Genomic DNA, 12,745 nt, shown 5'->3' with positions numbered 1-12,745 from the left:
GATGAAAGCAATCTTACAAGCAGAACAAATCTCAAAAACCTATCAAACGAAAACCGCGCGCCACGAAGCACTGCGTCCGACGACGCTCCGTGTTCACGAAGGAGAGTTCGTCAGTATCATGGGTCCATCCGGTGCCGGGAAATCGACATTACTCAATTTATTATCGACGATCGATCAGCCGACGGACGGCTCGATTTTAATCAACGGAGCAGACGTGACGGCGATGAAGGAAAAACAATTGGCCCGCTTTCGCCGGGAACAACTCGGCTTCATTTTCCAGGATTTTAATCTCCTCGATACGATGACGGTCCGGGAAAACATCGCCTTACCGCTATCACTCGCGAACGTTGATAAAAAGATGATCTTAGAACGTGTCGATCGTGTGGCGCGCCAACTTGGTATCCACGACTTACTCGATAAACGTCCGGTCGAACTATCAGGTGGACAAAAACAACGGACAGCTGCCGCGCGTGCCATCATTCATGATCCGTCGCTCATTTTAGCCGACGAGCCGACCGGTGCGCTCGATTCGAAGTCCGCGACCGGATTGCTCGAAGCGATGCGATCACTGAATGATGAAGGCGCGACGATCTTGATGGTGACACACGATCCGATGACGGCGTCTTACGCGGAACGAATTCTGTTCGTCAAGGACGGAGAGCTGTTCAAGGAAGTCCATCGCTTCGGTTCGCAGAAGGAGTTCTTCGAACAGATCATGGAAGTCCAGCGTGAACTCGGAGGTGCCGTCCGTGAGCTTGTCTAAACTGGCGTTTCAAAATTTGAAGAACATTCGTCAAAACGTGATGTACCTCGGTGCGGTCACATTTGCGATTCTGATTTACTATACGTTCCTCGCGATTCGATCGAATGAAGCGATGCTTCAGGCGAACGAATTGTACGGAAAACTGGGAACAGTCTTTACCGGAGCAAGTGTCATTCTAGCGCTTTTCTCTGCCATCTTCATCTGGTATTCAAGTGACTTCTTTTTGCGCCGCCGTAAGAAGGAAATCGGACTTTATGCATTGCTTGGTTTAGAACGGGGGCAGATTGCTCGCCTGATCTTCCTTGAGACGATGGGGTATGGGGTGATTGGTCTGATCCTCGGGATTGCGATCGGTACCGTCGCTTCGAAATACTTCGTGCAGTTGCTGGCTTCTGTCATGGCGATGCAAGTCGATGCGACCTTTACGATCAGCGGAGCTTCCGTCATACAGACGATCGGTGTCTTCCTGTTGATTTTCTTAATCATCGCTTTACGTTCGGCACGAACGATTTATCGTTTTACATTGATCGAATTGTTCAAGGCAGAACAACAAGCGGAATCCCTTCCGAAAGTTCATCCGATTCTAGCCGTTCTTTCGGTCGTCTTGATCGGTGTCGGTTACTATTTAACGGGACAACCATTGATGGATCACTTTACGATCGTCGCACCGCTTTTGATGCTCTGCGTCATTCTCGGGACGTTCGGAACGATGAGTTATTTCACGATCTTCTTATTGCGCGTCTTAAGTAATCAAGCGCGGCACTTTAAAGGGACGAACTTAATTCTGCACGGGCAATTGTTGTCACGGATCAAATCGAATGCCGTCATGCTGTCGACGATTACGGTCATCACTGCGGTGACATTGACGACGGTCGGTACAGCGACATCGATCTATTACTTCATCGATCAGACGGTCGAGGAGCAAGTCCCGTACAGTCTGTCGATTGCGAGTAAACAAGCGGAAGCGGAAAAGCTGATTGCGAAGTCTGACCAGAAGATCGACAGCCGGACGATGGTCAACGTCAAGAACGTCGACCATGAGATGACCGACCTGCCGAACCCTTTGACGTTTACACGCTACTATGCGACGTACGCATATGAAGACCAGCCGGGACAATTCAGCTACGTCAACTATTCGGACTACGTCAAGCTCGCGAAAGCGAACGGGAAAACGGTCATCAAAGAACCGAAACAAGGCGAAGCGATCGTCCTTGAGACGTTCAAAGGAAACGATTTGTTGAAGATGAAAGTCAAATCGCCGGTCGGTGTTAAAATCAAGGACGTTCATGATTCCTTTCGTATCACCGCTGCGACGAATCTACCAATCGCTCAACTTTATGAGAAACAGCGACTTGCCTTCGTCGTAAACGATGATGCGTTCGCGAAGATCCCGAAAAAAGGCTTCACGCTGACGAATTATCAGTTCTCAGATGAACGTCATGACGATGGATTGATGAAACAGTTGACACAACTATATGGAAAACAAGCGGACACGGAGATGGCGGCTTATTATCCTGTCTACGCGATGACGACGGCAACGACCGGCTTACTCGCGTTTGCTGCCGGCTTCCTCGGACTCGTTTTCTTGCTTGCGACAGGTTCGATCATCTACTTCAAGATGCTCGCGGAAGCAGAAGAATCGAAACAACGGTTTGCCATCATCCAGAAGATTGGTGTCGATGAGAAGGAACAGACAGGCATCATCCGTCGCCTTGTTGGATTCGTCTTCTCTTTACCGTACGTGCTCGGACTCGTTCATAGTTTAGTGGCGATGCAGGTCTTGCAGAAACTGTTGAACTACAACATCGTTCGTCCGACATTACTTGCGATTGTTTGTTATACGATCGTCTATCTGATCTACTATATCGTCACGGTCCGTGCGTATCGCCGCATCGTCACGTGATGAACTAAATAGGGGGACACAGAACTGGAAACGGAATAATCGTTTCCAGTCCTTTTTGAGTTCGTTATGATAAAGGGAGAAGGAGTTGACAGAAACGATGCATACGATTTTATTAGTCGAAGATGATATGAAGATTGCTACACTATTGAAAGAACTACTCGAACGCTATGATTTTAGAGTCGTCGTTGAAGATGGGCGAGGGGATGTCGTCGCGGTCTATGAAGAGACGAATCCGGACGTCATTCTATTAGATGTCAATTTACCGAAGTTTGACGGTTTCTATTGGTGCCGGCAGTTACGGATGAAGACACGGGCACCGATCTTGTTCATCTCGGCACGGGTCGGGGAGATGGATCAAGTCATGGCGCTCGAATACGGAGCGGATGATTACATCGTTAAACCGTTCCAAGGAGCGGTCGTCATCGCGAAGATTAAAAGTCAGATTCGCCGGGCCTATGGCACGCTGTCGAACGAGACGGATGAGCGAACGGTGACGAAAGAAGGTGTCACGTTGTACTTAGATCGTTATATCGTCGAGTACGGGGAACAGTCAATCGAGCTGTCAAAAAAAGAGGGGTTGATCCTTGAGATGCTGCTGACGGCAAGTCCCCGGATCGTCAGTCGGGGCGATCTGCTCGAACGGATTTGGGATGACGAAGCGTTCGTCGATGAGAATACGTTGAACGTCAATATTACGCGTGTTCGCAAACGACTTGCCGAGATTGGTGTCGCTGGACTTGAGACGGTGCGAGGCGTCGGTTATAAACTGGTTCTTGAACCATGAAGCTCTTTTTACGGCACGCGATACCAGGAATCCTCTTCTTTACCGGACAAATGCTGATTTTATATGCCGTCTTATGGCTCTATGATTTGTATCGCCCAGCAGCCTTCTTTTATATCGTACTTTTGAACAGTATCGGTCTCTTGATTTATCTCAGTTATCGTTTCTTCAGCATGCTTCCATTGCTACGACGGATGCAACAGCCGGTTCAATCGGTCGCAGAACCGATTCGCAGTGATAGTGAAGAACCGATTTCCGTTGCCGTCGAACAATTTTTAGAGCGGCAACAGACATTGTTTCGAAACAGTCTGTTTGCTGAGCGACGAAAAGAAAAGGAACGGCATCGGTATGTCGATCAATGGATTCACCAGATGAAGACACCGTTATCCGTCATCGAGTTGATCCTTGAACACCCAGGAGAACACTATCAAGCGGATTTACGTCAAGAGGTCGATCGATTGCGCAGTGGACTCGACCAGATGCTCTATTCGTCACGTTTAGAAGCGATCGAGACAGATTTGAAGGCGGAACGATTGGCACTGAAGCCGCTCGTCACGAGTATCATCAATCAAGAGAAACGATTATTCGTTAAAAATCAGGTCTTTCCGAAACTCGATATCGCTGACGACGTGTACGTATACACGGATGCGAAGTGGTTTCGTTTCCTCGTCCTACAGCTCGTGACGAACGCCATCAAGTACACGACGGGACATGGTCGAGAAGTCGTTCTGACGGCAGAAGTGACAAACGGGCAAGTCGTCCTTTCGGTTCAAGACGACGGTGTAGGGATTCCAAAACGAGACGTCCCACGTGTCTTTAATGCGTTCTTCACTGGCGAAAACGGACGACGTTACGGAGAATCGACCGGGATGGGGTTGTATTTCGTCCAGCAGGTCTGCTTGAAGCTCGGGCACGAGATTGAACTCGAGAGTGAAGAAGGGGTCGGTACGACATGCCGGATTCGATTAGTAGGAGGTCGCGCACATGATTGAGGTTAAACAATTAGGGAAAGTCTATCCCGGAAAGGTGACGGAACAACCGTTGACGGATATCAATTTCCGAGTCGAAGAAGGTGAGATGGTCGCAGTCATGGGACCATCCGGTAGTGGGAAATCGACGCTGATCAACTTGCTTGCAACACTCGACGAACCGAGTTGGGGATCGATTTTGATTGACGGCGTCGATACGGCGACGTTCAAACGAAAAGAGATGACACGTTTCCGGCGCGAGACGCTCGGGATCATCTTTCAGGAATTCAATCTACTCGATTCGTTAACGCTCGGCGAGAACATGCTCGTCCCGTTGATGCTATCGGGGAAAAAGACGAAGCTCGCGCGGGAAGAGATGGAGGAGTTGGCACGTCGTCTACAAATTGATGATCTGCTAGATAAACAGGTCGATGAGGTCAGTGGTGGACAACGACAACGGACCGCGATCGGTCGTGCCTTGATTCATACACCACGTCTGATGCTTGCGGACGAACCGACGGGAGCACTCGACTTCCAAGCGACAAAACACGTCATGGACGTCCTAGCCGAGTTGAACGCGACGGGGATGACGATGGTCATCGTGACACACGATCCACAAGTCGCGTCGTACTGTAACCATGTCTTGTTCCTAAAGGACGGTAGCATTCAGACGGAGTTATTCCGCGATGAACCACGCCGCATCTTTTTCCAACGGGTCATCGAATCACTATCGCTGCTAGGAGGGGATGAGCATCAATTATCTGCAATACGCCCTACGTAATATCCGGCGTTATCAGCGCTTGTATTACGGCTATGCCTTGACGATCATCATCGCGATGACGATCGTGACGAGTTATTGGAACTTGTTGACGAATGGATCATTCCAAAACGTCGCCAAAATCCTTAGTCAATTGAACCAAGTCATCGAGATGACGATCTTCTTCGTCTTCATCGCGGAGCTGATCATCCTATTTTTCAGTGTACTGTTCATCTATTCGACGACCTATACGATGCTTGAGCACCGCAAGAACGATTTACGGACAATGCGGACGCTCGGTAGTGGTCTGTCGCATTTTTTAAAGTATTTTTTGATTGAAGTGTTGATCGTCGGTGGTTTAGCCATCACTGCGGGGATGATTCTAGGTAATGTCTTGACGAAGATGCTGTTGCTGTCCGTCGTCAAAGTCATGTTCTTACCAGCAATCGAATTCGAATTATCCTTTTATGCGATTCTTGCTTTGATCGGTGGCGCCTTCCTTGTGTTGCTGACGGCAACGGTCCTTGCGATCTATCGCTTTCGTCCCGACCGACCGACGCGTTCCCGTTCGCTATTTCGAAAACGAGTCTGGATTCTGACGCAAATCGGAGCGTTACTTCTGTTGATCTATGGTTATGCCTTAGCCTTTGTTCGGACGGAAGGATTTTATATATTTTTCCCACTTGTCATCTTCATCGGCTCCTTCTTCATTTGCCGATATGTCTTACCGTGGTTGACCAAGTTATATCGACCACGTCGTTTGTCGCTGCGGAAGCTGATCGTCTCGGAAATCGCCAATCAACTCAGAACGAATAGTACGCTCATTGCCCTCGGAACGATTCTGACATCGTGTGCGCTAACAGCAGTCGGACTGGTCTTCTTGTTTCAATTGATCGGACTCGACTTATCATCCCAAAATCAATTCGGTCTCGTCTATTACGAAGAATCCGCTCAACCGACGAAGCGATTGAAGGATATCAAGCAGACGATGACGGAGGCATTCCCGGATCGCTACCAGCAGGATATTGAAGTAAAAGCAGATGGCACACGTGTCCTCTTACCGATTTCGTCGTACAACAAGATGATGCGTCAACTGCATCTTAAGGAGCGAACGGCGACGGGGCGACAAAGTTTCTTTGTACCGGCACGTCCGGTACAACTTGAAGAGAATACACCGACGATGAAAAAAGAGAAGCAGGCGATGAAGAACGCTGACTTTGAGTTACTTCCCGCTGCTTCTCACGATTTAGTATTTGGTTACAATTATCAAATCGAGACGATCTTCGTCGTCAGTGATGCCGTTTTTCAAACACTCAAGCAACCCGTCCGGCAAATCGTCGTCTTCGATACGCCAGCCTACCATGATTATGGAACGAAGGACTGGAAACAGTGGATGAAAATCGTCCGCAACATCCAGTCGGCAGCGAAGCTAGATGAGAAGCAACCGGTTCCTTATCAGTTGATCAATGAGACAGAAGATGAAATCGACGGAATCCGAATCGTGCGACTTGTCACGTTCGTCGTCGTTCTCTTGACGATCTGGTTGTTCGTCATCAATGCGAGTTTTCTACATGTATGGATGCAGATGACGGCGGAACAGGAACAAAAGCGGATGAAGACGTTGTTTGCGTTAGGGTTCGGTTCCGGGAACATTCGCAGCTACTTGTTAATGAAGTATGGTGCTGTTCTGCTTATTCCGTATCTAATTTCTGTCTTCCATGCCTTCTTATTGTTCCAAGTCGTCGTGACACAAGCCGGACTACAGCCGGGATCATTTCTTAACTTAGCTGTATTTTGGATCAGTATCGTCACGGTTGGGTACTTCTTGAGTGTCCTACCGATTTGGTTGCGTTACCCGCGGCATCTGTTTCGGAATTCATCCGAAAGTTCGATGTATCCGACACCGGATTCAAGGGTATGATGATACCATAGGAATAAGGGAGGGAATCGTATGCTAGACCATTCACCATATCGGGGTTACGGTGACCGGATTCGTATTTTACGGGAGCGTGCCGGGATTACGATCGAACAGCTGGCTGAACGACTCGGCGTCGCACCGTACTTCATCCGCCGGACGGAGCTCAGCGAAGTCTATCCAACCAAACCCTACATCGAAGCATTGGCGGACGTCTTGAACATCGACGCCAGTTATTTGGCACGGCATATCTGGACGGGAGAGTCATTAAAGTTCATCATGCAACAGAATACACCGCTTGAAGAGATGAAGCTTGCTTATGAACAGACGCTCGGACAAGACGGGACGTGGGTCGAAGAACAGCTCGAAGAACGGATGCGCCTGTTTGATTTAATGTATGACGAGGACGTCAAACGGATCGAGCAGACAATGAGTGCGACCGAGCAACGGATCTTCCATGAGCTCGTCGAAGCCGTGATGGAAGCAGGGGAGTTGCAACGCGATCAAGCAGAAGAGACATATGAGTTGTTCGAGGATAAGTTACCATCGATGATGCAACTGGATGAATACCTCGACCGCATGACGGACGGTGTCTCTTTATCCAGTTCGACCTATTATGCGGATTACAGTGACCGGAAAAGTCGTTCCCGTTATCACCGAAAATAAAAAAAGTCGCTGTCTTCTGATTGACGTTCAGAAGACAGCGACTTTTTATTAACGTTGTGGCATCGGGCGTGGACGACGCGTCTTTTGACGGATCCGACCGATGATAAAACCAATGATCGCATTTGCAATGACGAGTACCCAACCGACATAGCCGAAATTGAGAGTTAAGCTACCAAGCATCGCTTGCCATTTGAAAATCATCATCACATCACCACGCAAGACGAATCGCGCGATACAGACGAGTAAGACAGTCAGTCCGGCGATGAAGACACCGACCCAGCTTCCGTATAAACGGGAAGAGTGGCGGCGCACCGCAACGAAGGACCAGCAAAAGAGGCTAGAGACGAACGCCATGCCTCCATAGGCAAGGACGAGTTCCCATGTCGCACTCGCTTGCGGGAATTTCGTGAACATGACAAGTGACGAGACCATGGCAGCAGCTGTGAAAAGGATCGCTGCCCAAAAACGAGACCGCATAACGTAGTTCCTCCTAAAGGCTTTTTCTCACCTAACGATAGCGGAAACGATTCGTCTTGTAAACTGTTACCGGCGACCGCTTAAGATCCGGCGCAACTGTTTGAGTGGATTCGATCCATAGAACAGAACGCCACCCCGGTAGAATTTGGTTCCGACGAATAAGGCGAGCGAGATGCTGATCAGCATCAAAATGAGCGAAATCGACACTTGCCATAGCGGTACATCGGTCAACATGACGCGCAGGAACATGACCATCGGTGTAAAGAACGGAACGAATGACAGGACGACGACGGCTTGGTTCGTCGGTGCATTCAGACTAAACATCGAAATCATGAAAGCAGCGACGATCAACAAGATGACCGGTAACGTCACTTGCTGCGCATCCTCGACCCGACTGACGAGTGAACCGAGTGCCGCGAGGAGCGTCGCGTACAGGAAGTATCCGAGCAGGAAGAAAACGAACAGATAAATGATCGTTCGGGCACTCAGGGAATCGAGTGATAACTGATCGAATAAACTGCTGCTTTGAGCACTGTAGTAGCCGACACCAACGAGAATCGACAATTGTACGAGACTGACCGTAGCAATCGAAAGAATCTTCGCGAGCATGTGTTGGATCGGACTCGCTGCTGAGATCAGCAGCTCCATGACACGGGATGATTTTTCGTTCGCGATTTCTGTGACGATCATTCCACCGTAGATGGCAATCGTGAAGTACATCAAGAACAGCAACACGTAGACGAGCGCTGAGGCAGCGAATAATTCATCCTCGCTTTTTCCGCCAGTCGACGTCAATTCTTGCTTGATGGGAACGGGTTCAGCGAGCGAAGCAAGAACGTTCGGATCGATTTCAGCATCCGTGATGACGGCTTGGTCACGGACTTGTTTGACGACTGTTGCGACCTGTGTCTGTAATTCAGACTCAGGACTAGCGCTGACGAGTGTCACGTCATACGAATCCTGAACGATTGCCACGGCATCGAATGTACCGCGGTCGATTGCCTTTCGTGCTTGTGCGACCGTATAGTCCTTCGTCGTGATGTCTGAAGTGACACCAGCCTTCTTCAAGGCTGGACGAAGATCGGTCGACAATTCACTGACAAGAGCAACTTTCGGATCGTCACCCGAAAACCAGTCGAGAATCCGTTCGATATTGCCGAAGCCGACGAGGAACAGGACCATCAGGACAGTCGAGATCAAAAAGCTTTTCGCACGCAATTTTTGAAGTAGATTGAAGCGATATAAAGTCAGGAATTTACGGTTCATAACGTTTGCCGACCTCCTCGATGAAGATATCCTGCAGGGATAACTGATCCCAAACGAAACGATCGACATGGTGTCCTTGACTGACGATATGTTGGAGAAGTTGATCAGCCGTTTCTTTCGAAGAGACTTGGACGATATGCCCATTGTTATCTGACTCGACCTGGAGCACACCTGGTAAGCTATCCCATAGGAGTGGCGGAGCATCTGTCGTCAAAAGGACACGTGTTTTTCCGTATCCTGCCTTGATGTCAGGAAGATAACCGGCGACGACGGGTTTCCCATGATCGAGGATCGCGACATGTTCGCAGAGTTCTTCGACGTGGTCCATCCGGTGACTCGAGAAGACGATCGTCGTTCCGTCGACGGTCAACTTTTTGACAGCACGTTTCAACTGTTCGGCGTTGACCGGATCGAGTCCGCTGAACGGCTCATCTAAAATCAGCAGTTCGGGTTTATGTAGGACGGCGGAGATCAACTGGATTTTTTGTTGATTTCCTTTTGAGAGTTGTTCGACGCGCATTTTTTCATACTGCGGAATTTGGAAATACTCTAGCCATTCCGTCAAGGCTCGTTTCGCATCCTTCCGTTTCATATCGCGAAGTTCAGCAAGGAACAAGAGCTGTTCATCGACGCGAACTTTTGGATACAGCCCTCGTTCTTCCGGAAGGTATCCGATTTTTGAAGTCGGGATGCGCTCTCCATTCCAGGTGATCGATCCTTCAGTCGGTTGCAGTAGACCGAGCAGCATCCGGAACGTCGTTGTTTTTCCGGCACCGTTCGCACCAAGCAAACCAAAAATTTGCCCTCGTGGCACCTCGATCGTCAAGGCATCAACGGCCGTGAAATCGCCGAAACGCTTCGTGATGTGTTTGATTTCTAACATAAGAACCTCCTTTAAAGACGTCTGTTGCACGACAAGTGTACCATTGTTACATAGTGTCCTACGGTCGGAAATGGATAAAGGTTCCAAAAAAGAACGAGGGAAGGCTTATCAGTTTACTTTTTGTTCTTTAGTTACTATTATTGTTTTAACAGATACGACTGAAGGAGGAACGCATCATATGAAAACGCAAGGTATCCATCATATCTCAGCGATGGTTGGCGATCCACAAGAAAATCTCGATTTTTACGGAACGATTCTCGGGCTACGATTCGTCAAAAAAACGGTCAACTTCGATGATCCAGGAACGTACCACTTCTACTTCGGTAACGAATCTGGAGCACCGGGAACGATCATCACGTTCTTTCCGTTTGAAGGCATGGCAAAAGGACAGGTCGGTGCCGGACAAGTCGGAACGACAGCTTACGCGATTCCGGTCGGTGCAGCAGATTTTTGGAAAGCGCGACTGACAGAAAAAAACGTCTTGTTTGAAGAAACGGTTCGGTTCGGAGAGCAACAGATCGCCTTCGAAGATCCACACGGTCTTCAGATTGAACTCGTCGAACGCGAGGCGGGACAAGGCAGTCGCTATGAAATCGACGGCATCACACGTGATGTCGCCATCAAAGGATTTGCGGGAGCGACGTTACTGTCAAGAGATCCATCAGACACAGCAAAATTACTGACAGACACATTCGGACTGACACTCAGCAAACGGACGGAAACCGTTGACCGGTACATCGCAGAAGGCGAGCTCGGGAATGTCGTTGACGTCGTTCATGGTCAAATGCCAGTCGGTCGTCCGGGGACTGGAACGGTTCACCATATTGCGTGGCGGGCAACGGATCAAAAGGAACAACTCGACTGGATGAACGCCATCAACACGTTCGGTTTGTTGACGACTGAAGTGAAGGATCGCAACTACTTCACATCGATCTATTTCCATGACCGCGGTCGGATCCTCCATGAAATCGCGACCGATAATCCAGGGTTCGCGATCGATGAAGAGTTCGAGATGCTCGGAGAAGACTTGAAGTTACCGGAACAATTCGAAGCACATCGTACGGCGATCACAAATCATGTAACACCTATTACTGTACCGAAGGGGAGACTCGTATGATTCATTTATACCAAGCACCAAAAACAGCAGACGCACCGATCTTTTTATTCTTACATGGCACAGGCGGAACGGAACAAGATCTCGTTGGACTCGTCTCGTTGCTCGATTCGGAAGCAGGCTACTTGTCCGTCCGTGGGGAAGTCTCGGAAAACGGGATGCCACGCTTCTTCAAACGACTCGCAGAAGGTGTCTTTGATGAAGAAGACCTCGCTTTACGGACAGCACGTTTAATTCAGTTTTTACGTGACCAGGCAGCGGAGCGCGGTTTTGATCTCGATCGTCTGATTCCAGTCGGGTACTCGAACGGTGCGAACATCGCGGCGAATATGTTGTTCGAAGAAGCTTTGTTCAAACAAGCGATTCTGTTGCATCCGATGGTACCACGTCGTGGTGTGACGCTACCTGACTTATCGGACGTGCGCGTCTTCATCGGCGCCGGAAGCAATGACCCGATTTGTCCGGCTCAGGAAACGGAAGAGTTATCAGCACTCTTGAAGCAAGCCGGTGCATCAGTCGACGTCACGTGGTCGAATTACGGTCACCAACTCGTCATGCCAACGATTGAAGCGGCAACGGATTGGTTAAAACACTAAAAAAGGGCTGTCCCATCTGCTTCTTTCATAGAAGATGATGGGGCAGTCCTCTTTTCGTTTCAAGCGGGATGATCACTTTTTGGTCGGGAGTAGACGATCAGAACACCACGCTCGACGAGCTGGAGTGCAAGAATCTGTTTCACTTCTTCCGATGCTTTCGTCTGCGCAAGATGCCGGTAGAGCAAGCGAAGTTCACGGCGCATCGTCTTACGGATCAGCCACATGCTATCAATCGTCGTACACCAACCGGTCACGGTCTCGTGTCCGATATAATACTGCGTCTGACGTTCGAGATAACGAATCCACCACTCGTCACGCGCCATTTTTAGTACGACACCCGTGAGACCAAGTACAAGGATGGCGAGGGGAATGCTTTCATATAAAGGAAGACGACCAAGAACGGTACCAACATTCGTGACGAGGGCAAGCATCACCCATCCTATGCATCCGATGACAAGCCAATATCCAAAGTTGAGAGTACCTCGATGTCGTAACGTCACTTTCGGCGTAAGCAATGAAGTGGCCATCAGAAACACCTCCTTGTTAAATAATCGAATTTTCTGACAATTTGTAGTTGTCCTTCTACTATAGTTACTTTTTCCCGAATCGTCTAGTCATTAGACATGGAAAATGTGTTTCTTTCTTGACGAAATTCG

The 12,745-nt window shown here is 49.1% G+C and carries 13 protein-coding genes; 9 read left to right on the top strand and 4 right to left on the bottom strand.

Features of this window, described 5'->3' with window-relative positions; all coding sequences use genetic code 11:
- The first annotated feature begins 1 nt into the window (after window position 1).
- From L985_RS13825 to L985_RS13795, 7 genes are all read left to right on the top strand, one after another.
- On the top strand, window positions 2–763 hold the full coding sequence (locus tag L985_RS13825; protein WP_047393111.1) for an ABC transporter ATP-binding protein: 762 nt from the start codon (window positions 2–4) through the stop codon (window positions 761–763).
- Window positions 750–2,666 (top strand): ABC transporter permease, encoded by a 1,917-nt coding sequence (locus tag L985_RS13820; protein WP_047393114.1) that lies wholly within the window; start codon window positions 750–752, stop codon window positions 2,664–2,666. The genes L985_RS13825 and L985_RS13820 overlap by 14 nt, the downstream gene beginning before the upstream one ends.
- 97 nt (window positions 2,667–2,763) lie before the next feature.
- Window positions 2,764–3,450, top strand: coding sequence for a response regulator transcription factor (locus L985_RS13815; protein WP_047393119.1), 687 nt, complete (start codon window positions 2,764–2,766; stop codon window positions 3,448–3,450).
- Complete coding sequence (locus tag L985_RS13810; protein ID WP_029342561.1) at window positions 3,447–4,439, top strand: sensor histidine kinase; 993 nt, start codon at window positions 3,447–3,449, stop codon at window positions 4,437–4,439. The genes L985_RS13815 and L985_RS13810 overlap by 4 nt, the downstream gene beginning before the upstream one ends.
- Window positions 4,432–5,196, top strand: a complete 765-nt coding sequence (locus tag L985_RS13805; protein ID WP_029342560.1) for an ABC transporter ATP-binding protein — start codon at window positions 4,432–4,434, stop codon at window positions 5,194–5,196. The genes L985_RS13810 and L985_RS13805 overlap by 8 nt, the downstream gene beginning before the upstream one ends.
- The gene (locus tag L985_RS13800; RefSeq protein ID WP_084642246.1) at window positions 5,162–7,093 is read left to right on the top strand and encodes an ABC transporter permease; all 1,932 of its coding nucleotides are present in this window, start codon (window positions 5,162–5,164) and stop codon (window positions 7,091–7,093) included. The genes L985_RS13805 and L985_RS13800 overlap by 35 nt, the downstream gene beginning before the upstream one ends.
- Window positions 7,094–7,123: 30 nt before the next feature.
- A complete protein-coding gene (locus L985_RS13795; protein ID WP_029342558.1) occupies window positions 7,124–7,753 on the top strand; it encodes a helix-turn-helix domain-containing protein in 630 nt (209 codons plus the stop codon).
- Window positions 7,754–7,801: 48 nt separating this feature from the next.
- Here the strand turns inward: L985_RS13795 and L985_RS13790 are convergent, their stop codons facing one another.
- From L985_RS13790 to L985_RS13780, 3 genes are all read right to left on the bottom strand, one after another.
- Complete coding sequence (locus L985_RS13790; protein WP_029342557.1) at window positions 7,802–8,230, bottom strand: hypothetical protein; 429 nt, start codon at window positions 8,228–8,230, stop codon at window positions 7,802–7,804.
- A 66-nt stretch (window positions 8,231–8,296) separates the two neighbouring features.
- Window positions 8,297–9,496 carry an ABC transporter permease gene (locus tag L985_RS13785; RefSeq protein WP_047393124.1) on the bottom strand — a complete coding sequence of 400 codons (1,200 nt, stop codon included), beginning with the start codon at window positions 9,494–9,496 and terminating at the stop codon, window positions 8,297–8,299.
- Window positions 9,486–10,379, bottom strand: coding sequence for an ABC transporter ATP-binding protein (locus L985_RS13780; RefSeq protein ID WP_047393127.1), 894 nt, complete (start codon window positions 10,377–10,379; stop codon window positions 9,486–9,488). Before L985_RS13780 ends, L985_RS13785 begins: the two co-directional genes overlap by 11 nt.
- A gap of 178 nt (window positions 10,380–10,557) precedes the next feature.
- Here L985_RS13780 and L985_RS13775 point away from each other — a divergent pair, with 178 nt between their 5' ends.
- Window positions 10,558–11,496, top strand: a complete 939-nt coding sequence (locus L985_RS13775; protein WP_047393131.1) for a VOC family protein — start codon at window positions 10,558–10,560, stop codon at window positions 11,494–11,496.
- Window positions 11,493–12,089: an alpha/beta hydrolase gene (locus L985_RS13770; RefSeq protein WP_047393135.1), complete on the top strand. Its 597-nt coding sequence runs from the start codon at window positions 11,493–11,495 to the stop codon at window positions 12,087–12,089. Before L985_RS13775 ends, L985_RS13770 begins: the two co-directional genes overlap by 4 nt.
- A 59-nt stretch (window positions 12,090–12,148) precedes the next feature.
- Here the strand turns inward: L985_RS13770 and L985_RS13765 are convergent, their stop codons facing one another.
- Entirely contained in the window at window positions 12,149–12,616 is a 468-nt protein-coding gene (locus L985_RS13765; protein WP_047393138.1) for a hypothetical protein, read from the bottom strand.
- Window positions 12,617–12,745 lie beyond the last annotated feature (129 nt).

This window comes from Exiguobacterium sp. ZWU0009 (genome assembly GCF_000798935.2).
Taxonomy (GTDB): Bacteria; Bacillota; Bacilli; order Exiguobacteriales; family Exiguobacteriaceae; genus Exiguobacterium_A; species Exiguobacterium_A acetylicum.
This window is presented reverse-complemented; position numbering and strand designations above follow the sequence as displayed.